The 25,449-nt window shown below is 37.4% G+C and carries 28 protein-coding genes and 1 pseudogene; 11 read left to right on the plus strand and 18 right to left on the minus strand.

From position 1 onward, the window contains the following. Positions 1-3 precede the first annotated feature (3 nt). From Q0Y52_RS05765 to rpmH, 12 genes are all read right to left on the minus strand, one after another. Positions 4-786 (minus strand): ParA family protein, encoded by a 783-nt coding sequence (locus Q0Y52_RS05765; RefSeq protein WP_297819184.1) that lies wholly within the window; start codon positions 784-786, stop codon positions 4-6. Positions 787-863: 77 nt separating this feature from the next. Next, a complete protein-coding gene (rsmG, locus tag Q0Y52_RS05770) occupies positions 864-1,520 on the minus strand; it encodes a 16S rRNA (guanine(527)-N(7))-methyltransferase RsmG (protein WP_297819187.1) in 657 nt (218 codons plus the stop codon). After that, a complete protein-coding gene (gene mnmG, locus Q0Y52_RS05775) occupies positions 1,520-3,433 on the minus strand; it encodes a tRNA uridine-5-carboxymethylaminomethyl(34) synthesis enzyme MnmG (RefSeq protein ID WP_297819190.1) in 1,914 nt (637 codons plus the stop codon). The genes rsmG and mnmG overlap by 1 nt, the downstream gene beginning before the upstream one ends. Before the next feature lie 1,161 nt (positions 3,434-4,594). After that, positions 4,595-5,419: an ATP-binding protein gene (locus tag Q0Y52_RS05780; protein WP_297819193.1), complete on the minus strand. Its 825-nt coding sequence runs from the start codon at positions 5,417-5,419 to the stop codon at positions 4,595-4,597. A gap of 64 nt (positions 5,420-5,483) precedes the next feature. Further along, positions 5,484-6,134 carry a DnaT-like ssDNA-binding domain-containing protein gene (locus Q0Y52_RS05785; protein WP_297819196.1) on the minus strand — a complete coding sequence of 217 codons (651 nt, stop codon included), beginning with the start codon at positions 6,132-6,134 and terminating at the stop codon, positions 5,484-5,486. Between the two features lie 17 nt (positions 6,135-6,151). Further along, complete coding sequence (mioC, locus tag Q0Y52_RS05790; RefSeq protein ID WP_297819199.1) at positions 6,152-6,598, minus strand: FMN-binding protein MioC; 447 nt, start codon at positions 6,596-6,598, stop codon at positions 6,152-6,154. Positions 6,599-7,130: 532 nt separating this feature from the next. Continuing rightward, on the minus strand, positions 7,131-8,513 hold the full coding sequence (gene mnmE / locus Q0Y52_RS05795) for a tRNA uridine-5-carboxymethylaminomethyl(34) synthesis GTPase MnmE (protein WP_297819202.1): 1,383 nt from the start codon (positions 8,511-8,513) through the stop codon (positions 7,131-7,133). 7 nt (positions 8,514-8,520) lie between these two features. Further along, complete coding sequence (locus Q0Y52_RS05800; RefSeq protein ID WP_297819205.1) at positions 8,521-9,003, minus strand: YajQ family cyclic di-GMP-binding protein; 483 nt, start codon at positions 9,001-9,003, stop codon at positions 8,521-8,523. Between the two features lie 100 nt (positions 9,004-9,103). Then, positions 9,104-10,735 carry a membrane protein insertase YidC gene (gene yidC, locus Q0Y52_RS05805; RefSeq protein ID WP_297819208.1) on the minus strand — a complete coding sequence of 544 codons (1,632 nt, stop codon included), beginning with the start codon at positions 10,733-10,735 and terminating at the stop codon, positions 9,104-9,106. Positions 10,736-10,855: 120 nt separating this feature from the next. Beyond that, a complete protein-coding gene (gene yidD / locus Q0Y52_RS05810) occupies positions 10,856-11,098 on the minus strand; it encodes a membrane protein insertion efficiency factor YidD (RefSeq protein ID WP_297819211.1) in 243 nt (80 codons plus the stop codon). Continuing rightward, entirely contained in the window at positions 11,053-11,421 is a 369-nt protein-coding gene (gene rnpA, locus Q0Y52_RS05815) for a ribonuclease P protein component (protein ID WP_297819214.1), read from the minus strand. Before rnpA ends, yidD begins: the two co-directional genes overlap by 46 nt. Before the next feature lie 9 nt (positions 11,422-11,430). Continuing rightward, entirely contained in the window at positions 11,431-11,565 is a 135-nt protein-coding gene (gene rpmH / locus Q0Y52_RS05820) for a 50S ribosomal protein L34 (protein WP_007615483.1), read from the minus strand. 540 nt (positions 11,566-12,105) lie between these two features. Between rpmH and dnaA the strand changes: the two genes are divergently transcribed. The 9 genes and pseudogenes from dnaA to Q0Y52_RS05865 all read left to right on the plus strand — a co-directional run bounded on the left by dnaA (position 12,106) and on the right by Q0Y52_RS05865 (position 18,164). Then, positions 12,106-13,497 carry a chromosomal replication initiator protein DnaA gene (dnaA, locus tag Q0Y52_RS05825; protein ID WP_297819219.1) on the plus strand — a complete coding sequence of 464 codons (1,392 nt, stop codon included), beginning with the start codon at positions 12,106-12,108 and terminating at the stop codon, positions 13,495-13,497. A gap of 18 nt (positions 13,498-13,515) precedes the next feature. Then, positions 13,516-14,619 carry a DNA polymerase III subunit beta gene (gene dnaN, locus Q0Y52_RS05830; protein WP_297819222.1) on the plus strand — a complete coding sequence of 368 codons (1,104 nt, stop codon included), beginning with the start codon at positions 13,516-13,518 and terminating at the stop codon, positions 14,617-14,619. A gap of 28 nt (positions 14,620-14,647) precedes the next feature. Continuing rightward, the gene (recF, locus tag Q0Y52_RS05835; protein WP_297819224.1) at positions 14,648-15,736 is read left to right on the plus strand and encodes a DNA replication/repair protein RecF; all 1,089 of its coding nucleotides are present in this window, start codon (positions 14,648-14,650) and stop codon (positions 15,734-15,736) included. A 4-nt stretch (positions 15,737-15,740) separates the two neighbouring features. Then, positions 15,741-15,929 (plus strand): hypothetical protein, encoded by a 189-nt coding sequence (locus Q0Y52_RS05840; RefSeq protein ID WP_297819227.1) that lies wholly within the window; start codon positions 15,741-15,743, stop codon positions 15,927-15,929. Between the two features lie 24 nt (positions 15,930-15,953). Beyond that, positions 15,954-16,193, plus strand: a pseudogene (locus tag Q0Y52_RS05845) (ATP-binding protein); the annotation flags it as partial. 316 nt (positions 16,194-16,509) lie between these two features. Next, positions 16,510-16,629, plus strand: coding sequence for a hypothetical protein (locus Q0Y52_RS05850; protein WP_297819230.1), 120 nt, complete (start codon positions 16,510-16,512; stop codon positions 16,627-16,629). A 2-nt stretch (positions 16,630-16,631) separates the two neighbouring features. After that, positions 16,632-16,811, plus strand: coding sequence for a hypothetical protein (locus tag Q0Y52_RS05855; RefSeq protein ID WP_297819348.1), 180 nt, complete (start codon positions 16,632-16,634; stop codon positions 16,809-16,811). 20 nt (positions 16,812-16,831) lie between these two features. Beyond that, the gene (locus tag Q0Y52_RS05860) at positions 16,832-16,975 is read left to right on the plus strand and encodes a hypothetical protein (RefSeq protein WP_297819233.1); all 144 of its coding nucleotides are present in this window, start codon (positions 16,832-16,834) and stop codon (positions 16,973-16,975) included. Between the two features lie 40 nt (positions 16,976-17,015). After that, positions 17,016-18,164 (plus strand): toprim domain-containing protein, encoded by a 1,149-nt coding sequence (locus tag Q0Y52_RS05865; protein WP_297819235.1) that lies wholly within the window; start codon positions 17,016-17,018, stop codon positions 18,162-18,164. Positions 18,165-18,221: 57 nt separating this feature from the next. Here Q0Y52_RS05865 and Q0Y52_RS05870 read toward each other — a convergent pair whose 3' ends face one another. From Q0Y52_RS05870 to glyQ, 3 genes are read right to left on the minus strand one after another with little or no spacing between them, the layout of a single operon-like run. Then, positions 18,222-18,665 (minus strand): hypothetical protein, encoded by a 444-nt coding sequence (locus Q0Y52_RS05870; protein ID WP_297819238.1) that lies wholly within the window; start codon positions 18,663-18,665, stop codon positions 18,222-18,224. Positions 18,666-18,714: 49 nt separating this feature from the next. Next, a complete protein-coding gene (gene glyS, locus Q0Y52_RS05875; RefSeq protein WP_297819241.1) occupies positions 18,715-20,781 on the minus strand; it encodes a glycine--tRNA ligase subunit beta in 2,067 nt (688 codons plus the stop codon). Between the two features lie 2 nt (positions 20,782-20,783). Next, positions 20,784-21,689, minus strand: a complete 906-nt coding sequence (glyQ, locus tag Q0Y52_RS05880) for a glycine--tRNA ligase subunit alpha (protein ID WP_297819244.1) — start codon at positions 21,687-21,689, stop codon at positions 20,784-20,786. A 139-nt stretch (positions 21,690-21,828) separates the two neighbouring features. Here glyQ and Q0Y52_RS05885 point away from each other — a divergent pair, with 139 nt between their 5' ends. Further along, a complete protein-coding gene (locus tag Q0Y52_RS05885) occupies positions 21,829-22,410 on the plus strand; it encodes a DNA-3-methyladenine glycosylase I (protein WP_297819247.1) in 582 nt (193 codons plus the stop codon). A 7-nt stretch (positions 22,411-22,417) separates the two neighbouring features. On the opposite strand, the gene Q0Y52_RS05890 is transcribed toward Q0Y52_RS05885, so the two are convergent. The 3 genes from Q0Y52_RS05890 to Q0Y52_RS05900 all read right to left on the minus strand — a co-directional run bounded on the left by Q0Y52_RS05890 (position 22,418) and on the right by Q0Y52_RS05900 (position 24,632). Beyond that, on the minus strand, positions 22,418-22,873 hold the full coding sequence (locus Q0Y52_RS05890) for a DUF2489 domain-containing protein (RefSeq protein WP_297819249.1): 456 nt from the start codon (positions 22,871-22,873) through the stop codon (positions 22,418-22,420). A gap of 11 nt (positions 22,874-22,884) precedes the next feature. Beyond that, entirely contained in the window at positions 22,885-23,394 is a 510-nt protein-coding gene (gene yihI, locus Q0Y52_RS05895) for a Der GTPase-activating protein YihI (RefSeq protein WP_297819252.1), read from the minus strand. A 614-nt stretch (positions 23,395-24,008) separates the two neighbouring features. After that, entirely contained in the window at positions 24,009-24,632 is a 624-nt protein-coding gene (locus tag Q0Y52_RS05900) for a c-type cytochrome (RefSeq protein ID WP_297819255.1), read from the minus strand. A 203-nt stretch (positions 24,633-24,835) separates the two neighbouring features. Here Q0Y52_RS05900 and yihA point away from each other — a divergent pair, with 203 nt between their 5' ends. Then, the gene (gene yihA, locus Q0Y52_RS05905) at positions 24,836-25,444 is read left to right on the plus strand and encodes a ribosome biogenesis GTP-binding protein YihA/YsxC (RefSeq protein WP_297819258.1); all 609 of its coding nucleotides are present in this window, start codon (positions 24,836-24,838) and stop codon (positions 25,442-25,444) included. Positions 25,445-25,449 lie beyond the last annotated feature (5 nt).

Here is a 25,449-nt window from a genome sequence, read left to right on the forward strand (position 1 = left end):
ACTTTATTGAGCTGTTTTATTTGTTTTTCCGCGTCTTAAAATTTCACCTGCCAAGGCTAAATAGGCTTTTGCACCCGTAGAAGATTTATCATAATACATAGCCGGTGACCCAAAGCTAGGTGCCTCTGCTAATCGCACGTTTCTGGGAATAACAGTTCTATATACTTGTTCGCCAAAATGCCGCTTAAGCTGTTCAGACACATCATTGGCAAGCCTATTTCTTGGATCGTACATAGTACGTAAAACACCTTCAATTTTTAATTGTGGATTAACAACAGATGCTAGCTTTTTAATGGTATCCATCAAAGCTGTGAGGCCCTCAAGGGCATAATATTCGCACTGCATAGGTACTAATACTGAATCTGCCGCTGCCATAGCGTTCACAGTTAGTTGATTTAATGAGGGAGGACAATCAATAAAAATATAGTCGTAGTAATTTTTAACCGATGCTAAAGAATTACGAAGTCGTAATTCACGTGCAAATACTTCCATCAATTTTATTTCTGCAGCTGTAATGTCACTATTACCAGCAATAAGGTGATACTTTCCAGAAGTTTCCTTAATAATAACTTCTTCAATGGGTTTTTCTTCAATCAATAATTCGTAACAGGTATTGTTTACGTTGTATTTATCTACACCACTGCCCATGGTCGCATTACCTTGGGGGTCAAGATCAACCAAGAGTACTTTTCGCTTCGTGGCAGCCATTGATGCAGCTACATTAACTGCTGTTGTGGTTTTACCCACACCACCTTTTTGATTAGCAATTGCAATGATTTTGCCCAAAATAATCGTCCACTTTTATTATTTAGATGGTCAGAATAGAAAGATATTTAATTTGCTAAGAGTTGCAATGATAACTTCTAGCCAACTGATTGCTTTTTAATTTTGACGATATGACGTTCGCCTTCAAGGCCAGGAACGTCTAGTTTAATTGTTTCTTGTAAAATAAATCCTACAGGTAATCCTTTTAACTCATCAGAAGAAAGTTGTCCCTTAAAGGCAATAAAAACACCTTGAGAATCTACCAGATGTTGGCACCAGTGCAACATATCTTTTAATGATGCAAAAGCCCTGCTCAATACTCCATCAGTTTCCACACTAGGTACAAAATCTTCAACCCTTGATTGCACAGGTTTGATATTGTCTATTTTCAATTCATAGGCAACTTGTTTCATAAAACGTACACGCTTCCCCAAGCTATCCAATAATGTAAACTGTTTATCCGGGCACATTATAGCCAAAGGGATCCCTGGTAACCCTGGACCTGTACCCACATCAATATAGTGAATTTTATCTAAAAATGGTGCAACCACTATAGAGTCGACAATATGTTTGATCACCATCTGATGGGGATCTCGCACTGATGTCAAATTATAAGTCTTATTCCATTTATGCATCATCAACACATAACGAATAAGTCGCTGTTGTTGCTCTTCAGTAACAATTAGCTCAAAATTTTTCAAGCTATTTGACAAAACAGTTAATAATTCATTTTCTAAAGTGTGTTGATCATTCATTAGGCTGAAATTTTCTTTTGATCTTTACTGGTACCAACTAGTAGTCCATGTTTTTTCAAATATACCAATAGTAATGAAACTGCCGCAGGTGTAATGCCTGATATTCTGCCTGCTTTACCAATCGTCTCTGGGCGGCTATCAGTTAGTTTTGCGACGACCTCATTACTTAGCCCAGATATTTGACTGAAATCAAATTCCATAGGTATTAAAGTATTTTCATTACGTGAGGTTTTAGCAATTTCGTCTTTTTGACGCTCTATGTATCCAGCATATTTAATTTGGATTTCAACTTGTTCGGCTGCTTGTTTATTTTCAACTTTTGGTCCAAATGCTTCTATTTGCATAAGTTTTTGATAAGTCATTTCTGGACGACGGATTAAATCTTCTAAGGTGTTTTCTTTCGTTACTGGGTTCTTTAACAAAACATTCAAAGCTTCAGTTGATTCATGAGAAGGATAAACCCAGGTTGATTTGAGCCGTTGTCTTTCCAATTCGATGGCTTCTAATTTTTGATTGAATGCTTTCCAACGTTGTTCATCAACCAAACCAATTTCACGACCCTTTGCTGTTAGACGTATATCTGCATTATCTTCACGTAACAACAAACGGTATTCTGCTCGGCTGGTAAACATTCGGTATGGTTCTTTAGTACCCATAGTGGATAAATCGTCGATTAATACGCCCATGTAGGCTTCATCACGACGTAGAGTAAACTCGTCTTTTTGTTGTACTTGTAGGGCTGCATTTGCGCCCGCTATCAAACCTTGTGCACCGGCTTCTTCATAACCCGTTGTACCATTAATCTGACCGGCAAAAAATAATCCGCTAATAAATTTAGTTTCTAACGTTTGTTTAAGATCACGAGGATCGAAGAAATCATATTCGATTGCATATCCGGGACGAATTATATGCGCATTTTCAAAACCAACTATTGAACGTACAAATTCCATTTGTATGTCAAAGGGTAGACTTGTAGATATACCATTTGGGTACATTTCGATGCTGTTTAAACCTTCTGGTTCGACAAATATTTGGTGTGAATTTTTATCAGCGAATCGATGTATTTTGTCTTCAATTGATGGGCAATACCTTGGACCTATTCCCTCTATAACACCTGTGTAAATTGGAGACCTGTCTAGTCCACCACGAATGATTTCGTGAGTTCTTTCATTGGTGTGCGTGACATAACAAGGGATTTGTTTAGGGTGATCACTAGATTGTCCCATATACGAAAATACTGGTAAAGGTGTATCGCCATGTTGTATTTGCATGACATCCAAATTAAGGGTTCGTGCGTCTAGTCGTGCAGGTGTACCTGTTTTTAAGCGATCGACTCTAAAAGGTAATGCACGAAGTCTATCTGCTAATGCGATCGAAGGAGGATCGCCTGCACGGCCTCCTTTATGGTTTTCCATACCAATATGTATGGTGCCGCCTAAAAATGTGCCTACGGTAATCACAACGCTCTTAGCATGGAATTTAAGTCCCATCTGTGTAATCACACCAACTACGCGATCCTGTTCAACAATTAGATCATCACAAGATTGCTGAAATAAAGTTAGGTTTTCTTGGTTTTCAATCAGCCTGCGGATTTCGTTTCGGTAAAGTGATCTGTCTGCTTGAGCACGTGTGGCTCGAACTGCCGGGCCTTTGCTTGAGTTTAAAGTTCTAAACTGAATACCGGCTTTGTCAGTTGCTAAGGCCATAGCACCGCCTAAAGCGTCTAATTCTTTGACTAGATGACCTTTTCCTATTCCGCCAATAGCGGGATTACAAGACATCTGTCCTAGGGTTTCAATATTGTGTGTTAGCAAAAGAGTACTTGAGCCCATGCGTGCAGATGCTAATGCAGCTTCTGTTCCTGCGTGGCCACCACCGACAACGATAACGTCAAATTGTTGTTGATAAAACATGATTTTCCTCAAAAGCTTAATGATCAATTTCCCAAGTAAATTGGGTCGCACATTCTATATAGATTTCAGCGTAAGTAAAATGCTTAAAAACTATTCAATTATTGTTTTATTGATCGCTTAATCTTTATAAGATCTTTTTGATCTTTGTTTATTATTACTATTATTAAGCAACCACTTTTCTGTTGGTAAGTCATTATTCTTTATTTACATCAGTAGTTTAAAGACAAGGTAAGGATGTGAATAAGGTTTGATCAAACTGGTATAAGATGGGTGTAAGTTGCTGTTTTATCCACAGGGTATTTTATTGTAATTTTATTCAGTGGATATAAAGTGCTTTTACATGAGTTATACATAAAATTATCCACAGTCAATAACATCTTTTGATCTAACTATGTATAACTTGTGATCAAAATTAGTATCCACAAGTTTAGATCATGATTTATAAAGGAAAGATCAAAATATACCATGTGACCTTAGTATTAGAGCCCAAAACTTTGAGCGTCACTTAAAAACATTGGTCATTAGTAATATAAATTTTTATTTTGATAAAAAATTTGCTCCGATGTGCTTATTTGATGACAAATTTCTAAGTTTATGTAGAGATTGACGACTATTACTTCGCAAACTTAACAATGATTACCTGATAATAGGTGTTTATATATTCATTTATGTGAAGTTTTAGTAACTAAATTTTGATGATATTGATACTTTTACCATTAATATCATCAATAACATATGCTTGAATATCAGGAACGAGATAAGCAGTAATTAAGCCTGTAGATGTGACAAGTTTGACGTCTTATGTTGACAATTTTTGGATTGTCATTTTAATAATTGCACCTGATGCGTGTGCATCGTATTGCCTCTAGTTTTTTTAATCCACCAGAAGTATTCAGTTTCATATCAACATTTATGTTAACGCTATTCATGGCGCCAAGGTCGCTTTTAAAAGTTATATTACTGCCTTAATTAACATCTATGTTTTAAGTAAATAGGTGTGTGAAATTGGAGAGTATGAGATAAGTTAATACTGCGTATACAAAATGGCCAATTTAATCCGATTTTTATTTTTAATATGCCCGACCATTACTTAGTGTTTTAATATTGGGTAATAATCAAACATATCTAGAAAAGTGTAAATAAACTGTGTCTCTATGTGGGTTATTTTACTTGATTTGGACGATAACCCGAGGTCGTTTGAGGTTGTTGAGGTTCTGTTTGTGCAGGGATAATTTCTTTGCGTCTACTTGGGCCTGAGAATTTAACCTTGTAGGTGTCGTATTCCTTAATAGATTCAAAACAATAACGGCCTAAAGCGTTTTCTAATTCAGCCAGGTTGTGATTAGTGATCATAATACAATTTTTATGATGAGCCAGCCTTTGCCTTAATATATTACCTAACCAACTTTGGGCATTTTTCTTCAAAACACTTTCGTTAACACAAACTTCATCGAGTATCAGTAAGTCAACATCGAGTAATTCTTGGTTTATTTCACGAAATTTTTGCCCAACATTATCTTGTGCATTGTAATCATAAGAGAAAAAACGCATTTCTAATATGGTTGATAGTTGTCTGTATAGAACCGAAATTTCGTATTTTTCTATTAGTTCATGAGCAATAGCACCAGCCGTATGAGATTTTCCACGGCCATAATCACCATAAAAAATCATCATATGCGCACCACTTCTTCGCCAGTTCATATCTTCATGAGCGGCGATAAACGATTTAGCAATGCTGACAGCTTCTTTTACGTCATTGCTGTCTTCAATTAGGTTTGCGAATGTCCATTTTGGATTTAGTTCAGAGCGACCTTGAATATCCTCGATGCGTTGCTTTTTACCTTCGCGTTGTAGCTGCTTTACATCACGATTAGCTAAAGCTTCATACTCAGATTTTAAGTCAGCATATTGGGTATATTTTTCAGGTACATATTGGCGACCCAAAGCTTTACCTAACCTTTGAATTTTATCTTTAATACTGTCCACGAGTTATATTATTCCGATTGATAAATATGAAATTTATTTTGCTATTACAGGGTATATAGCCGTTTTACTGTGTCTTATTATATTTAGCCACTAAGTTTTTAGCGTTCTCATCAGCGAGAATACCAGCCTTAGTTTGCACTATTTGCTGACCTACTTTTTGTACATTTTTAAATCCGTGTGCTAATCGCAATTTTTTTAAATTAAATACAAACTTTTGAGTCCATTGATATTCGCTAAACTGTGATTCTGGCCTACCTAACCAATAAGCAATAAAATCACCTAACTCACTTGTAGTGTAATTATAATCAATAATACCCAGCAATTTGGCTAAATCTGTGATTAACTTTTTATTAGGATACCAATCAATATGCATTGCGTGCCAATTAAGATGTAACTTTGAATACTCATCTATTTGCATTGTGATTAAAGGTAGAACAAGGGTTTTACCATTAAAACTATGATTAAGTTCGATTTCATCTTGAAAATTTACTAAGCCTACACTCAATAGTTCTTTTATTAAGCCGTTAACTTGTCGACCCAACGTATATTTATCATCTTTAGTATTTAAAATAGACAACAAATATTTATAATTTAATGTTGTGGTTGCTCCGCTAGACTGTTCCGCGGAGGGTTTTATACCAAGGATATACAGTATACGTGCATCATTGCTCAATGGCTGAAGTAGGGCTGTTTGTTCTGCTTTATTAAATTGCATACAAGTTCAATGTGTCGTTATGCTGTTTTTTCATTATTTATTAGCCATCCTGTAAGCCATTTAACTGCGGTATCTTCAGGGATAGGATGATTCAGTACGTCAATATGCAGGGCAGGATGTAAGAGTTTTGCTCCGCTGTTAAGCATTATACTCTCTATTAGTATGGAGCCGTGACAGTAAGTGTCATAACTACTATCACCTAAACCAACAATTAAAAATGGGGTTTTGGATAACGATTGGTTTTTTAACTGTTTAACAAAAGGTTGGATATTGTCTGGTAAATCACCGGCGCCATGAGTAGAAGTACAAATTAGCCATGTGGCATCTTTATCTAAGTCTGATAGCTGCGGCGTTAAATGAATTTCTGCGCTATGTGTATGACTTAACAAAACTTCTTGTAGTGCGTCGGCTACATATTCACTAGCACCTAATACACTGCCTACTACGATTTCAAAGTTAGCCATTTATTTACTATGTTAGTGATTTAATTTTACCATTGTACATTGTGATTAAAAGATCACCACGCCTAATTCCGTCACCATCTTATCGTTGTTTAGCGGTTAATTATTTCAACTATGTAGGTTTCATTCAATATTTTATATCTAGTTAATTTTATATTTGGGTATTTTATCGACTCATTAAGAATATTAACTTTTTACTGTTTTGACTTTTATCTCATTAGCATGTTGTGTTGCTGTTCGGGTGTTTCGCCATCAACTCGATATCATGATTATGCTTAATCAAATAAGAAAAATCTATGTACTGTGCTATCTCGCTTGGGTTGTTTACCCCAGATGTACATCCATCAAAGTGAACTAATTTTAGGCCTCAGGGATTATAGGTATTTGCTGCGTGAATCAAGGAGAATTTAAGGTGTTCTGAGGGTGATATATGGATTATTGTTTCAAATTTCAGCAGCTGTTATTCGATTGTTTTATAAAATTTTTGTATTCATACGATTGGGAATAATATTATGGTAATAACGATTCTAGAATGTTATTTACCGATACAAAAAGAGGAAAATATCTTAGTAAGTAAGTCGTCAGAGCTAAATTCACCCGTGATTTCATTGAGGTGTTGTTGGGTTAAACGCAGTTCTTCTGCTAGTAATTCTCCAGCGAGGTGTTCTTCCAATTGATGTTTACCCAGGTACAAATGTTCTGCTGCTCTGTCTATTGCATCTAAATGGCGCCTGCGAGCAATAAACTGACCTTCTGTGCTTGCATTAAAGCCCATACAATCTTTTAAGTGATCAGTTAAATAGGAGAGTCCCTGCTCATTGCTGGCAGATATTGATATGACTGGGTAGTCATCACTATCATCAAAACCAATAGGTTCTTTCGATAGATCTATTTTATTACGGATAACACTTAGCCCAATATTTTTAGGCAGTTGCTGGTAAAAATCTGGCCATATTTTTTCAGGGTGAGTCTCTATTGACTCAGTACTGTCAAGCATAAATAACACGCGATCAGCTTGCTTAATTTCTTTCCAAGCTCGTTCAATACCAATTTTTTCTACCTTGTCTGGGCTATCCCGTAAGCCAGCAGTATCAATTATGTGTAAAGGCATACCATCAAGATGAATATGCTCTTTGAGTACATCTCGTGTCGTTCCAGCAATATCTGTGACTATGGCTGCATCTCTTCCTGCTAATGCATTAAGTAAACTGGATTTACCTGCATTAGGTTTACCAGCTATGACTACTCGCATACCTTCTCTGAGTAATGCACCTTGCTTGGTTTGCTGTCGCAGTGTTTCAAAGGATTTGATAATAATTTCTAAGTCTTTTTGAATTTTTCCGTCACTCAGAAAGTCAATTTCTTCATCAGGGAAGTCAATTGCAGCTTCGACGTACATACGCAGATGAATAACCTGCTCGACTAAAGTGTGTATATGCTTTGAAAACGCACCTTGCAAAGAGCGTAATGCCCCTTTCGCTGCTTGTTCAGAACTGGCATCAATTAGATCTGCAATGGCCTCGGCTTGCGCTAAATCTAATTTATCATTTAAAAACGCACGTTCACTAAATTCGCCAGGTCGTGCAATACGCAGCCTTGGTATTTTTAAAATTGCATTTAACAACATATCTAATACGACCTGACCACCATGCCCTTGCAATTCAAGCACATCTTCACCGGTAAATGAGTTGGGTGCTTTAAAAAATAAGGCTATTCCTTGGTCGACAAGGTTATTGTTTGTGTCTGAAAAAGGTAAATACTCTGCTTTTCGGGTTTCAGGTAATTTACCTAATATTATTTGTGCTACGGAACTTGCTAGATTGCCAGATATTCGGATTATCCCAACACCCCCACGTCCCGGTGCAGTAGCCTGAGCAACAATAGTATCTTGTTGAGATGATAAACCTGAAGCAGTCATGTCTTGGTTAGTCTCTGAAGTTAGTAAATTGTAATGGTTGCTCTAAATCAGCATCCTTTGCTAATGCCATGACTTGTTGCAGATCGTCGCGTTTTTTTCCTGTGACTCTTACTTGTTCGCCCTGTATTTGAGCTTGAACTTTTAACTTGGCATCCTTGATAAGTTTAATAATCTTTTTGGCTACAGGCTGTTCAATTCCTTGCTTAAAAGCGATAGCTTGTTTATAAATTTTGCCAATGTGCTGTATATCTTTTTCTTCGAAGGCCCCGGTGTCTACATTACGTTTCACACATGTGCCACGAAGTATGTCCAGCATTTGTTTGAGTTGAAAATCATTGTCAGCAGTCATGGTGACTATGTTTTCCTTGAGTTCAAAGCTAGCCTCTACACCTCTAAAATCAAATCGCGTACTTAGTTCTCTATTAGCGTTGTCGACTGCATTAAGTAATTCGGCTAAATCAATTTCTGAAACTATATCTAGTGATGGCATGTGGATCTCCAAGTTTTTAAATGATTTGAATTATTGTACGCATAAAAAAGCCCGTTCTATAGGTAATTAATATACAGAACGGGCTTTTGATTATTTTGTATTACTTAGTCTGTAAACCACGTTTTTCCATTGAGGCGTAAATTATTTTAGCTTGGATTAAAGTAATAACGTTACTTATCAACCAGTAAAGGACTAAACCTGCTGGGAATATAAAGAAAAACAAACTCATAGCAACAGGCATAAATTGCATGATTTTTTGTTGCATGGGGTCTGTCATCGTCATAGGCTGTAATTTTTGTAATAGATACATGCTCAGACCAGTCAAAACAGGTAATACAAAAAATGGGTCTTTTGCACTTAAATCAGTGATCCAGAATATAAAATCAGCATGCCTAAGTTCAACACTTTCTAGTAGTACCCAATACAAAGCTAAAAATATTGGCATTTGAAGTAAAAGAGGGAAACAGCCACCCATAGGGTTAACTTTATCCTTCTTATACATTTCCATCATGGCTTTTTGCATTTTTTGTTTGTCATCGCCAAAACGTTCTTTGAGTGCATCCATTTTGGGTTTAAGGGCACGCATTTTGGCCATTGACTCGTATTGTTTTTTGGTAAGAGGATACATAGCCCCTTTAACAACTATAGTGATGAGGATGATAGCAAATCCCCAGTTTCCAACTAGGCTTTGAATGAATTGTAAAAATGAGAAAAGTGGTTGGGATATCATAAACAAGAAGCCGTAGTCTACTGTTAAATCAAGACCTCTGGCTATGCCTGCTAAAGTATCTTGATCCTTGGGTCCAAGGTATAAGATACTATTAATCTGTGCTGTCTCACCTGCTTGAATAGTCACAGATTGACCGGTAAACCCAATCACACCATTTGTTTGTTGTAATATTCTGCTAAATAATTTGTTGTTTTGGTCTTGTGGCGGTACCCACGCTGACACAAAATAATGTTCTATCATTGCTACCCAACCTGCAGCAGTCGTTTCTTTTAAATTGTTGTCAGCCATATCATCGAATGCATATTTTTCGTAGATGTCTTCTTCGGTGCCGAAAGCACCACCACGATAGATAGGCATAAACATGCTGCCTTCTTGTTCAAGCATACTTTGTTTTAGCTGGGCAAACTGCTGGACTTGTTTAGGATCACTGGTGTTGTTTTTGATGATATAACTCACATCAACTTTGTGACTGTCACGAGTGAATGTGAAGTTTTTTGTGACTTGTAAACCACCAGGTGTTACTAATTCAAGAGGTACCGTCAGCGAATCACCTTCTAGAAAGTAACTATCTTTTGCTACAGTATAAGTTGGACGTCCTTTACTGTCGGTACCATCTCGTCCAATTAAACCGCTCTGTGCAATAAATAATTTGTCACCACTAGGTCTTAGTAAACTATATGATTCACTCGAACCTTCCTCTAAAGGAAACTTAGCTAAGTCGGCTGAAACCACATCGCCGCCTTTTGTATCAATGCTAATTATTAGAGTGTCAGTGACAACTGATATAATTTCCCCACCGCTTGAAGCTTTCGCTACCATAGTCGGCCCGTCTGAACTAGCAGCCGGAACATCTTCTGAGCTAGGCATGTCTAGCTCTGTGCTAGTTTGTACTGATGTTATAGGTGCGATTGGCTGTGGGCCATAATCTAATTGCCATTGTTGCCATAATAAAAAGCCGACCATAGCGAGGCCAATTAATAAAAAACTGCGTTGGGATTCCATAAATTACTCTAATTAACTACTTATTATGTGTGTGACTTATTCATGTCAAAACATTAAACCACGGCGATGTTACTGTTTTACCTATGCCCAGATTAATTAGTGAGGGCATAAGTGTCAAAATCATTCTTTTTTTTCTGGCACTGGATCATATCCACCATCATTGAACGGATGGCATTTAAGTATGCGTTTGATACTTATCCAACATCCTCTTATCATGCCGTGTTCAGTTATAGCGTCAACTGCATAGTGTGAGCAACTTGGATGAAACCTACATGTAGGTCCTAACATCGGTGATAGCAATGTTTGATACAGCTTAATTATACCGACTGGGACTTTTCGCAGCGCAATGCTAACTTTTTCCATAATTTACTCAGCAAAAAAAACAATTCCTGATTAGATAGCTTATCTAATCCACTTTTTCCGACTACGACTATATCAATATTTGGAAAGGAATGACGTTGTAAACGAAAGCTTTCGCGTATAACGCGTTTTAGTCTATTCCTGTCGTGTGCATGCTTGACCCTTTTTTTAGCCAAAGTGATACCCAAACGAGGGTTGTCTGAAGTATTAGATCTAGCTAATAAGGTAAGTTGGGGTGATACAGATGGAATAGCATTGTTGAATACATATTCAAAGTGGGTGGGAGTAAGTAGCCTTAGCTCCCTAGAAAAGTTATTTTCACCCACCTTGGATAATTAAGCTGATAAACGCGCACGGCCTTTAGCTCGACGATTGGCAATAACCTTGCGGCCATTCTTAGTCGCCATACGGGCACGAAATCCGTGTGAACGCTTACGTTTTAAATTGCTTGGTTGAAAAGTTCTTTTCATGACCTAATTCCGCTATACATAGGGTTTAAACAAAATGAGCATCCACATGAATACCAATATTTAAGGTAATCGTGCTCAAAAATGACGCTGAATAATAGAGAACACTTATCATTTTGTCAATCATTTACTGTAACTAAAAGTATTATATTAAAATGGTATTTAATTTTTATAATGCTAATTCTGAATAACTGCTAAAAATGCTCACTTTATCCACAGGCGGGTTGATAAATTCGTTCGTTAGTTTTATGTCACATAGATTACTGCCCGTACAGAAGTGCCAATATACTTAATATTTGTATTTAAAATAATTTAAATTATTTCCATTAAAACAATTAGATATAAGTAACCTTGAAGTTATTCTTATTTAATTTTAAATGTATGTTGCGTTACCATGTCGATTAACGAGATAATTCACAGGTTGTTTTAGGTATGCCTTTTACTGCCTAATAATAATACAGTGTTACATTCTGTTTTAGTTTCTGAAATTTCGTTTTTATTCCCTTTTGGCCCATTATTTATACGGGTGGAGTTGTTTTTTTGATGTCTATTTGGAATAAGTGTTTAGATAGGTTACAGCAGGATTTGCCTATACAACAATTTAGTATGTGGATAAGACCACTTCAGGCCGAACATAGTGATGCTCACATAACTCTTTTTGCACCGAATCGGTTCGTTTTGGATTGGGTTAGGGATAAATATTTTTCGCATATTAATAATCTGTTGGCCGAATTTTGTGGGGACAAGGCACCTCAGTTAAGGTTTGAAGTAAAGATTGTCAACGTTGATGCTAATAAAAATTTTGCATCAAATAATCACTCTTCACCATCAATAACCCACCACAGGCAATTACCCTCATCACCACCAGTGACTGTTTCCAATGATAATCTTGCTGCACCCATCACAGCAGGGCATAAAAGTAACATCAACTTAACCTATAAATTTGATAATTTTGTTGAAGGTAAATCGAATCAGTTAGCAAGAGCAGCATCCCAACAAGTTGCTGATAATCCTGGTGGAGCCTATAATCCACTGTTTATTTATGGTGGTACAGGTTTAGGTAAGACCCATTTATTACATGCTGTTGGTAATGGCATTATGGATAAAAAGAAGAATGCGACCGTTGTATATATGCACTCAGAACGGTTTGTGCAAGATATGGTTAAGGCACTACAAAACAATGCCATAGAAGAGTTTAAACGTTATTACCGATCAGTTGATGCATTACTTATTGATGATATTCAATTCTTTGCTAATAAAGAGCGCTCTCAAGAAGAATTCTTTCATACTTTTAATGCTTTATTGGAAGGTAATCAGCAAATAATTCTCACTTCAGATCGTTATCCTAAAGAGATTATTGGTGTTGAAGATCGTCTAAAGTCCCGGTTTGGTTGGGGTCTTACCATTGCCATAGAGCCGCCTGAATTAGAAACTCGTGTCGCAATCTTGATGCGTAAGGCTGTTGAGAATAAAATATTTTTGCCTGATGAAGTCGCTTTTTTTATAGCGAAACGCTTACGTTCAAATGTGCGTGAACTTGAAGGTGCTTTAAATCGAGTCATCGCTAACGCCAACTTCACAGGTCGTCCCATCACCATCGATTTTGTTCGAGAAGCTCTTCGGGATCTTTTGGCGTTGCAAGAAAAATTAGTCACTATTGATAACATTCAAAAAACGGTAGCTGAGTATTACAAGATCAAAATGGCTGATATATTGTCCAAAAGGCGAAGTCGAAGTGTTGCAAGACCTAGGCAAATGGCCATGGCCTTATCTAAAGAACTCACTAACCATAGTTTACCAGAGATTGGAGATGCTTTCGGTGGGCGAGACCACACCACTGTATTGCACGCTTGTAGAAAAATAGTGCAGCTAAGGGAAGAAAGTCATGATATAAAAGAAGACTATCAGAACTTGATTCGCACACTATCATCATAATAATTGACGAGTAAAAAGATGAAATTTAGTATTAGTAGGGAAAACTTCTTACAGCCGCTTCAACTGGTTTCAGGTGCCGTCGAGCGTCGTCACACACTGCCTATATTATCAAACGTTTTGATTAAGGTTAGTGATAACTCACTTTGGTTAACAGGTACTGATTTAGAAGTTGAATTAATTTCAAACGTTACCTTAAGTGGAGAGTTGGTTGAAGGTGAGATAACTGTCCCTGCAAAAAAACTATTAGATATTTGTAGGGGACTGAACGAAGGCAGTAATATAGATTTTAGCGTTGAATCTAACAAAGCGTTATTAAAGTCTGGACGAAGTAAATACAGCTTATCAACCTTGTCTGCCGATGATTATCCAAATCTTGAAGATTGGCAAGGAGATTTAGAGTTTGAAATACCACAATCAGGCTTAAAACGACTTATCGACAGCACACATTTTTGTATGGCTCAGCAGGATGTGCGTTATTATTTGAATGGTATGTCTCTTGAGACAGAAGATAATATTATTCGTACGGTTGCAACTGATGGTCATAGATTGGCTTTATGCCGTTTAAGTTACACTAGTGCTACTTTACCTAATCGGCAAGTCATTATACCTCGCAAAGGTGTTCTTGAGATTATCCGCTTAATTGATGATAACGATAAGCTAGTAAAGGTACAGGTTGGTTCGAACCATATTAGAATATATTCAACAGATTTCATATTTACTAGTAAGTTGGTTGACGGTCGTTTCCCCGATTACAGACGTGTGTTGCCAAAAGGTGGGGACAAAAAGATTGAATCCAGTAAGGATGTTCTGAAGCATGCCTTTTCCAGAGCTTCTATCTTATCGAATGAAAAGTTTAGAGGTGTTCGCTTAAATTTATCTAATGGCGAATTAAAAATCACTGCTAATAATCCTGAGCAGGAAGAGGCTGAAGAAATTGTAGACGTTCATTATCAGGGTGAGATTCTAGAAATTGGCTTTAATGTTGCCTACTTAATAGATGTTATGAATGGTTTAAGTTGTGAAGATGTGCGTATAACTTTAGCTGATTCAAATAGCAGTGCTTTGATTGAGGATTCGAAAGATGACTCTGCTTTATATGTCATAATGCCAATGAGATTGTAATTAGTATCCATAAGAAGCCCGGTCTCCCATGATACTGGATAAGCTCCAGATCAGTCATTTCAGAAATATTGACGACTTGTCATTTTCCGCTCACAAAAGTTTGAACCTTTTTATTGGTGAAAATGGCAGTGGGAAGTCATCAATTTTAGAAGCTTTACATTATTTAGGTTTCGCACGTTCTTTTCGTACTCAGAAACATAGAAATGTTATCAGCTATGAAAAATCGAGTTTTACTGTTTTTTGCTCCACTGTTGTTGTAGACGGTAAGCGGCAAAAATTTGGGATAAGTAGGCATTTAGACGATCGCTGCTTTGTGAACATAAATGGGACAAAATCCAAACGTGCAACAGATTTAGCCAGTTATTTACCCATTCAGATATTTACGCCTCAGAGTTCAGATCTGTTGCTTGGTGCACCAAAATTACGTAGACGTTATTTGGATTGGTTGCTGTTTCACGTGGAACAATCTTTTAATCTGAATTTTCAGGTATTTAACCGAAGTTTAAAACACTTGAATGCCTTATATAAAAGTAATCAACCAGTGCAAGCTCTAGAGTACTGGCATCAAATACTTTGTGAAAATGGCGAAGAGATCAGTACCAAGCGCGCAAATTTACTTAATGAGCAACTAAAACACCTTATTAATGCAAATTTAAGGGATTTTTTACCTGAGTTTTGCTTCGAAATTTCGTATTATAGGGGGTGGGAAAAAGGCTGTTCTTTGTCTGACGCAGTCATGAAAAATAGACATCGTGATCAAAAAAATGGTTTTTTAAGTGTCGGCCCGCATAAAGCAGATTTACGTATTAAAGTTCAAGGCGTTAATGTCCACGAAGTTTTATCCAGGGGGCAACTGAGAATGTTAGTAGCAGGAATGCAACTCGCTCAAACACAGTACTTACATATGAAAACCGCAAAGACATCGATTTTTCTATTAGACGATGTTGGAGCTGAGTTAGATGAAGAAAAAAGAAAAGTGTTTATATCTCGATTGAACACTTCTGATACTCAATTGTTCGTTACAGCTATTGATATTAAACAATTGGAGTTCCTTGAGAACTATAACGATAAAAAGGTGTTTCACGTGGAACATGGCCAGGTGAGAGAGGAGATTTAAACAAATGGCAGAAGAAAATGTTTATGATTCGTCAAGTATTAAAGTCCTAAAAGGACTTGATGCCGTTAGAAAAAGGCCCGGTATGTATATCGGTGATACCGATGATGGTACCGGTTTACACCACATGGTTTTTGAAGTGGTAGATAACTCTATCGATGAGGCCTTGCGGGACATTGTTCAGGTATCAATGTAAAGATTCACATCTGATGGTTCAGTTTCTGTTAAAGATGATGGTCGTGGTATTCCTACAGAAATTCATGAAGAAGAGGGGGTATCAGCTGCTGAAGTCATCATGACTGTGTTACATGCAGGTGGAAAATTCGATGATAATTCTTATAAGGTATCTGGTGGTTTGCATGGTGTAGGTGTTTCTGTTGTTAATGCTCTATCGAAGAAGCTGATGCTGCAAGTTCGTCGTGGGGGAAAGCTTTATCGAGCAAGAATACCAACATGGTGAGCCACAAGCAACCTTTATCTATTATAGGCGAATCAGAAGCGACTGGAACAAGTTTACGTTTTTGGCCAAGTGATGATACCTTTACGGAGGTTGAGTTTCACTACGATATTTAGCTAAAAAACTACGTGAATTGTCTTTCTTGAACTCAGGCGTCTGTATCATCCTTGAGGATGAGCGTGATGGTAAGCTGATAAATTTGAATATGAAGGTGGAATACAGCTTTTATAGAATACCTAAATAGGAATAAAACCCCTGTACATCAAAAGATATTTTATTTTGATTCACACGTGATGATGGAATTTCTGTTGAAGTTGCGATGCAATGGAATGATAGTTACCAAGAAAATGTTTTTTGTTTTACCAATAACATCCCACAAAAAGACGGTGGCAGCCATTTAGCAGGTTTCAGGGGTGCATTGACCCGAACTTTGAACTAACTATATGGACAAAGAAGGACTTACGAAGAAAGCTAAAACAACGTACAAGTGGTGATGATGCCAGAGAAGGATTAACTGCAATTATTTCAGTAAAAGTGCCCGACCCTAAGTTTTCCTCACAAACAAAAGATAAGTTAGTGTCTTCAGAAGTAAGACCAGCTGTAGAAACAGACCATGGGTGAAAAGCTTCAAGAATTTCTTATTGGAAAACCCTGCTGAAAGTAAAATAATTGTAGGTAAGATTATCGATGCTGCAAGAGCTAGAGACGCAGCAAGAAAAGCCCGCGAGATGACACGCAGAAAAGGGGCGCTTAGATTTAGCTGGTTTACCTGGGAAATTAGCTGATTGCCAAGAGAAAGATCCTGCACTTTCAGAATTATATATAGTGGAAGGAGACTCTGCTGGCGGTTCAGCTAAGCAAGGCCGTAATCGTAAGAACCAAGCCATATTGCCATTAAAAGGTAAAATCCTAAACGTTGAAAAGGCTCGCTTTGATAAAATGCTATCTTCACAAGAGGTTGCAACTCTTATTACTGCTCTAGGTTGTGGTATTGGTAGAGACGAATATAACCCTGAGAAGTTACGCTACCATCGAATCATTATTATGACGGATGCTGATGTAGACGGCTCTCATATTCGAACCTTACTGTTGACCTTTTTTTATAGACAGATGCCTGAGATTATTGAGCGTGGTTATATCTATATTGCCCAACCTCCTCTTTATAAAACCAAAAAAGGAAAACAGGAACAATACCTTAAAGACGATGATTCTTTAACTAAGTATCTTACTTCTATAGCCTTAGATAATGCCTCACTTCATGTGAATGAAGATGCCCCTGCTATTACAGGTGTTGCATTGGAAACCTTGGTTAAACAATATCAAGAAACCGTGTCAATGATTACTCGAATCAGTCGTTTAATGCCAGAAGTAATACTAAATAAATTAGTTTACAGTCTTACGCTTGATTCCGATGATGTAAATGATGAGAAAAGACTAACAAATTTTGCTGCTGAATTTACAAAAGGGCTTACATTTGATGAAATAGATGGTGCGACATATTCGTTTGATGTACGTCATAACACTGAAAGAAATAACTGGTTTGTTACTATTATTATTCGAAAGCACGGTATAGACACTGAGTATCGAATCGATCATGAGTTTATTGACTCTAACGAATATAAACGTCTGAAAGCCCTTAATTTGTCAATAAACGGCATAATTGAAACTGGTGGTTTTGTGAAGCGTAATGATAAAGTAAAGTCAGTTTCATCATTTGTGGATGCATTAGACTGGTTAATGGCTGAGTCTAAACGTGGGCAATATATCCAGCGTTATAAAGGGTTGGGAGAGATGAATCCGAGCCAGCTTTGGGAAACCACAATGGATCCTGCCTCGCGGAGAATGCTACAAGTGACCATCGAAGATGCTGTTGGTGCAGATCAACTGTTCACTACACTAATGGGTGATCAAGTTGAACCCAGAAGGGCATTTATTGAAGAAAACGCTCTTAAAGTGGCCAACTTGGACGTTTAGTCTAAGAAAATAAACAAAAGGCCGCTACAAAGCGGCCTTTATATTTTTTTAATTAAATCAATTGGTTACAGCGTTTATAGATACTTTGGGTGCACCAAATACGCTAAAATTAATTGTGAATTTGAATGAACCTGTTTCCATTGGAGTAAATCGAAAATTTTCATCAGTTGACTCACAATTAGCCCTTACTGCTGTACCAACAACAATCAATTTATCTGCCGCACTGGCATAACCGCAATTCATTCCAGGTGACCAGTTGGAGTCGGCAAATTTAAAATCATAGGGCTGCCCATCAGCTATCAACTCAATAGTGGTTGAATACACTTGCTCAGACAACTCTACTAGCTTATATTTTTCGTCTGCTTCCCACCAAGAAAAAACACCTCTAAGATAGAGCCCATCGTAGTTTTGTTCTTTGATAAAGTTATCAATAACATTTGTTGCACAGCCGCTGAGTAAGCTGGCAATAATGGCAACAGATAAAAAACCTATTTTTTTCATATTGGTTTAACATCCTAAGCAGTGAATTATAAACTGTGTTTGTGCTGAATTAATTTAGTACTGAAATGTCTGCACAGCACAGAAATAAACCTCTAAGTCTTGATAACATGATTAACCTGTTACGTCTAACTGATTCATCATCTGCCATAACCATAACATTTTCGAAAAACGCATCAATGGGTTGTCTAAGTTCAGCCAACACAACCAATGCATTAGTATAATCAGACAGTTCAAGCATGGGTTGTATTCGTAATTCTACAGACGCTAGGCAGGTTGCTAAGTTAATTTCAGCTGGTTCATGCAGTAACCCCTGATTAAATGGTAATTCATTTATAAAAACGTTCTTGGCCAATATATTTGCAACACGTTTATTTGCTGCTGCTAGGGCATCTGATGAATCCAAGGAGTTGAAGGATTTAACCGCTTCGACTCTTGCAGCAAAATCGGCGGGGCGAGTAGGGCGATTAACTGCAACCGCTTGTACTACTCCTGCTGGAATACCTTGTTCTGCGTACCAAGCTTTAAACCTTGCCAAAATAAAATCAATGACTTTTACTTGTAAATTTTCTGTTTTTATCTTGTCACCAAACGTGGCAATTGATGCGTCCACTAAATTAACTAAGTCTAGAGGTAAAGCCTTGTCAACAATTATACGTAAAACACCTATAGAAGCTCGACGTAAGGCAAAGGGATCTTTATCACCTTTAGGAGTTTGACCTATACCGAAGATACCAACTAAAGAGTCTATCTTGTCTGCAAGGGCAACACATACACTGACTTCAGAAGTTGGTAAATTGTCACCTGCAAATCGAGGCATATATTGTTCATTTTGTGCTAACGCTACAAGCTCTGTTTCACCATCTAATCTGGCATAATGCATGCCCATTATGCCCTGAACATCGGGAAACTCCATAACCATATTAGTCATTAGGTCTGTTTTACATAATAAACCTGCTCTGTAAGCACTTTCATAATCGGTACCTAAAATGACAGCAATATGTTTCGCCATTGTTGCGATACGTTCAGATTTCTCAAAAAGTGTGCCTAATTGTTTCTGAAATATTATCGTTTTTAAACTATCTCGACGTGATTCTAAAGTCTGTTTTTTATCGGTATTAAAGAAAAACTCTGCGTCTGCTAACCTGGGTCGAATAACTTTCTCGTTGCCGCTTATGATTGTTCCAGGATCTTTACTTTCGATGTTGGAGATAAAGATGAATCTAGACTTTAATTGGCCAGATCCATCTAGTAAAGGAAAGTACTTTTGGTCGTCTTTCATTGTATAGATAAGCGCTTCTTTAGGCACAGCTAAAAAAGACTCTTCAAAATTAGCGATTAGAGCAACAGGCCACTCAACCAGTGATGTAACTTCATCTAACAACTCTACATTAACGTCAGCTGTAGCTTTTTCTTGTTTTGCTAAGCTTTGAATCTGTTCCAAGATGATTGACTTACGACGACTGTGATCTGCTATAACAAAGTGTTGTTCAAGTTGAGTAAGGTAGTTGTCTGCACAGTCAAGTTCAAAAGCAGCGTTACAATGGAATCTGTGACCATTTATCAAACGTTTCGAGCTAACATCTAACACCTTGCCTCGTATAAGGTCTGTGCCATACAACATGGTTACAGTATGTATTGGTCGAATAAATTGTGTAAGTTTCGAACCCCAACGCATAGGTTTAGCAATAGGCAGTGCCTTCAATGCCTTTTCAACCAAGTCTGGTAGGAGTTGGTTAATTGCTAGTCCTTTCACTTGGGCTTTAAATAACAGCCATTCGCCTTTGTCTGTCTTTAATCGATCAGCTTGTTTGACTTCAATACCATTAGAGCGTGCCCATCCATGCGCAGCTCTAGTGGGTTCGCCATCCTGATCAAATGCAGACGTAATAGCTGGCCCACGTTTTTCTACATTTTTGTCAGCTTGAAATTCAGCTAATCCCTCAATTATTAGAGCAAGCCGTCTGGGCGAGGCATACCACTTAACGCGGCTGTATGTTAGGTCATAGTCAGAAAATTCAATCTGAATAATGTCTCTAAAAGCTGTAGCCAGTTTGGCTAACGATTTTGGGGGTAATTCTTCTGTTCCAATTTCAATTAATAGATTATCTATTCGCATGGCTACTTCTCCTTGTTACACATTGGAAAGCCAAGTGCTTCGCGTGCTTCGTAATAGACTTTTGCACAGGCCTTAGAAAGCGTTCTTACTCTCAAAATATAACGTTGGCGCTCTGTTACAGAAATAGCATGTCTAGCATCTAAAAGATTGAAAGCGTGTGAAGCCTTCATTACTTGTTCATAGGCAGGTAATGGTAAACGTGCCAAAATCAGTTTTTCACTGTCTTTTTCGCATTGTTCAAAAGTCGCAAATAAAGCAGCTACATCAGCGTATTCAAAGTTATAAGCTGATTGTTCAACTTCGTTTTGGTGAAATACATCACCATATGTGACTGTGCCCATTGGCCCATTTGTCCACACTAGGTCGTATATACTATCTACACCTTGGATATACATTGCCAGGCGTTCTAGCCCATAAGTTATCTCGCCTGTAACCGGTGAACATTCGATACCACCTACTTGTTGAAAGTAGGTGAATTGCGTAACTTCCATACCATTCAGCCAAACTTCCCAACCTAAACCCCAAGCGCCTAAAGTAGGCGATTCCCAATTATCTTCAACAAACCTAACGTCATGTACTAGTAAATCAAAGCCTAGTTCTCTTAAGGAGCCTAAATACAACTCTTGGATATTGTCAGGTGAGGGCTTAAGCATGACCTGAAACTGATAGTACTGTTGAAGACGGTTAGGGTTTTCACCATACCTTCCATCTGTAGGACGCCGACAAGGTTGTACATAAGCACTACTGATTGGCTCCGGACCTATCGATCTAAGGAAAGTCATAGGATGAAATGTGCCAGCCCCCACTTCCATATCTAGGGGTTGAATAATCACACACCCTTGACGCGCCCAATAATCTTGAAGCGCTAAAATTAGTCCTTGAAATGTCTTACAATCAAACTTTTGCATATGCTCTTGCATTTCCTCTACCATACGGCCTGCTAGATAATTAAATTAAAAAAATTATAGAAAGTATACCTTTTGTCGTTGTCTCTATGTAGGCTTAAAGGCTATTTAAAAGGCATTTAGACGAGGAAGTTGACTTTTAATGGTAAAAAAACGCTGTAGTTGGGTAAGTAAAGATGAGTGCTATCAAGAATATCATGACAATGTATGGGGAAGAGCGGTCCTAGATAGCCAAGAGCTGTTTGCAAAGCTCTGCCTAGATGGTCAACAAGCTGGACTAAGCTGGATCACAATATTGAAGAAACAGGCACATTATGAAACCGCTTTTTTTAATTTTGACCCAGTAAAGATATCAACTTTTACTGAAGAGGATGTGGAACGGTTGATGCAAAATGCAGGGATAGTTCGAAACCGTTTGAAAGTCCATTCCATTATAAAAAACGCTAAGGCATATTTGCGTATAGAGGCGACAGGTATAACTTTTAGTGATTACATTTGGGAGTTCGTTGAAGGAAAAACAATAATCAATACTTGGCCTTCAAAAGATGATGTGCCAACTTCAACTGCTCAATCAGATAATATGGCAAAAGCCCTTAAGGAGGAAGGATTTTCATTTGTAGGCACAACGATTTGTTATGCCTTTATGCAAGCTGTCGGTATGCTAAATGATCATACAACTGACTGCTTTTGTTATGACAGAACTTCTTCAGTTGCTAGGTTATAAGGACTCATCATTTTAAAAATGGATTAACCATCAAAGTCTTTAACTCTGAGACGTCGTTGAGTATTTGTGACTCCATCTGTGCTTCTATTTCTTCTCTTTGCAAGTCTTGCTTTTTTGTTTCTATTTTACTTTGTGCTTTTCTTACGTCATGAGTCGGAAAGTCTTTCACTTGATCATAGAGCGAATATAGCCCTATGAATTGCTGTGACAAATCAGGTTTATTTTTAACAGGTAAAGCTTCTAGGAGATGATATAGTCTAATACAGCCCTCTGATAAGTTGCATTGCTGCTGTTCCAAGGCTTTAGCAATGGTTTGAATACTTTGAAAAATCTTGTCGATTCTTTGTTGTGTTTTTTGCTTGCGTAGTTTCTGTTGTGTTCTGAGCTTAAATATTAGGCAACCAGCATAAAAAGCAAGAGCAGCAACGATAAATAGCGCAACAAGATAGGGTGCTATATTCATAAATCTATTCGTTAATCTGTATAATCATCAATATCTATAGATTCAAACTGTGAATAAAGATCTGTTTGTTGCTCAGATGATTTAATTGGTTTTTCAGGCTCTTCAGTAATTCCAAGCATTACGCATAATACTTTGTGTCTTGCTAATGTTTGATCCACATAGTGCTGGTCTTCTCTGGCTATCTTTTTGCCAAGATCAATCTTATCCAAAAGGGCAGCTAATCGTGGGTCTTGTTCGATTGATGCAAGCTCCTGAGTTGGAGAAAAGTATGTAACCTTTTTCACTGCTAAACTTTGTTCTTTAGTTTCAGCAATTAAGCTAACAGGTTTTTTACTTCCATGCCTTGGATCTTTATTGAACTTTTTGCGCTCTTGATTAACTGTTAGGGCTTCGTTGTTACGTGTTCCTGCAGGTTTCCCAAGATGTTTTTTGACGCGTTTTTCAGTTGGCTTACGCACGTTTGAAGCTGTTTTAGAAATGCCAATTTTGCCAACTTTACGTGATTTTTTTTGCCTAGCCATAAATTACCTGTGTAGGGCTTAATAATGGGAATGATTCTACCTTAGTTTATTGGGCCGTGTTGAACTTTCATTGAGCATCGAGACTGAATGTTTTATCTGGATGCTAAATTTTGTTGAGTTTTATTATTGATTATTTTGAGGGAATTAAATTATGTCCGGAGAATAAAACTCAATTGATGATATTACACATTAATAGTAAATTTTTGACAGAAAAAAAGCGATAGCCAAACTATCGCTTTCTTGTAGAACAGAGTGTCGCCAGACACTTCTCCCAATAACTGTCCATCCTGAACAACAAATATCCATTTTATCTTCACTTATTATTAATTTTTTCGAAGATTATTTTATTGTTATCGATCATCCTGATACTTTATATTTCATCCATGCCTCACCATCGAGGCAATTAAATTGCAAGACAACTTATGCTGTGTTGCTACTTCCCTGACAAGTAATTTACTTGTAATTCCCTGTTTTTTTTATTTGTTAAGGAGAATACAGGATTAACAAAAATTTACAACTTATTTACAATTTAGCTATAAAATAAGTGAACTATTTATCTAATGTAAAATACAACTAATAGTAACAACATGGTTTTTAGGTGCGGGCTCACTTTGTTAGTGAAGTCCAGAAACGTAACTTGATATCACTTCAATATCTTCGTCAGTCATTCTTTTAGCAATGTCAGCCATCATGCCATTTAATGAATTGGCTCTTCCGCCTGAGCGAAAGGATTTTAGTTGAGCAGCTATATAGACTGAATGTTGGCCACTAATATCTGGAAAACCAGAAAGGCTCGTCCCGTTTCCTTTAGGCCCGTGACAAGCAATACATGCCGTAATACCTCGTTCTAGATCCCCGCCAATATATAGTCTGTTACCCTGTTCGACAGCATCTTGAGTAGTTTCGCCAGGTACTGCCTCTTGACTTGAGTAATATGCTGCTATGTCACGTATATCTTGTTCTGATAACACTGCTGACATGCCGTTCATTATGGCATTATTTCGGCCATCTTTTCCGCCTGTTTTGCTGGCTAGTTTAAATTCTGTTAATTGTTTAACTAAATACTGCTCATGTTGCCCAGCAAGTTTTGGGTTCATCGGTATTGCACTATTTCCATCTACGCCATGGCACGCGCTGCAAGTAATAGACCTTGCCTTACCGTTTTCAGCATTGCCCTGTTCAGCTGCATTAATATTAAAGCCGATAAACAAACAGACTAGGACACTTATATTTTTCATTTTTATCTCATTAAGCATTTGATTAACTGCCTATTCTTAAATAATTAACTGCGTATTTTACACATTTACGCCAACAGTAAAATAAAATCATTTAATAAGTTGTGTTTTTATCTGATTTTAAAGAGCACTGTGATTCCCTTTTTCCCTGATATAATGTTTTTTATTAATATAAAAACAGTTTCGTAGCGTTTTCAGGAGTATGTGTGAGTCATTATAGTCAAGCCAAATTTAGTATCAGCGCCCCTGATATTTCGCACCTAGGAACAGATGAAGGTATAGAAATTGCCTTTGCCGGTCGTTCAAATGCTGGAAAGTCTAGCGCATTAAACAAATTAACTCGGCAAAAAGGCCTGGCACGGACCAGTAAAACGCCGGGGCGGACTCAGTTAATAAATGTATTTAAGTTAGATGAAAATCGGCGGTTAATAGACCTACCGGGCTATGGATATGCAAAAGTACCTATAGCCATAAAAAAGAAATGGCAAAAATCTTTGGGCGAGTATTTACAAAAAAGGGAGAGCATAAAAGGATTAGTGGTATTGATGGATATTCGTCATCCATTTAAAGATTTAGACCAAGACTTAATACATTGGGCAGTAGCTGCAGATTTACCTGTACTTGCGCTTCTTACTAAAGCAGATAAATTTAAATCTGGTAAGCGTAAAAATCAGTTAATGATGGCTCGAGAAGCTGCATTGGCTTTTTGCGGGGATGTAACCGTTGATGTTTTTTCGTCCCTGAACGGCATTGGACTCGATAATTTGCAGTCAAAGTTAGATGGTTGGTATGGCTTTGAAGATAAGATTACTTAATACAT

The organism is uncultured Paraglaciecola sp. (genome assembly GCF_943787955.1).
GTDB lineage: Bacteria > Pseudomonadota > Gammaproteobacteria > Enterobacterales > Alteromonadaceae > Paraglaciecola.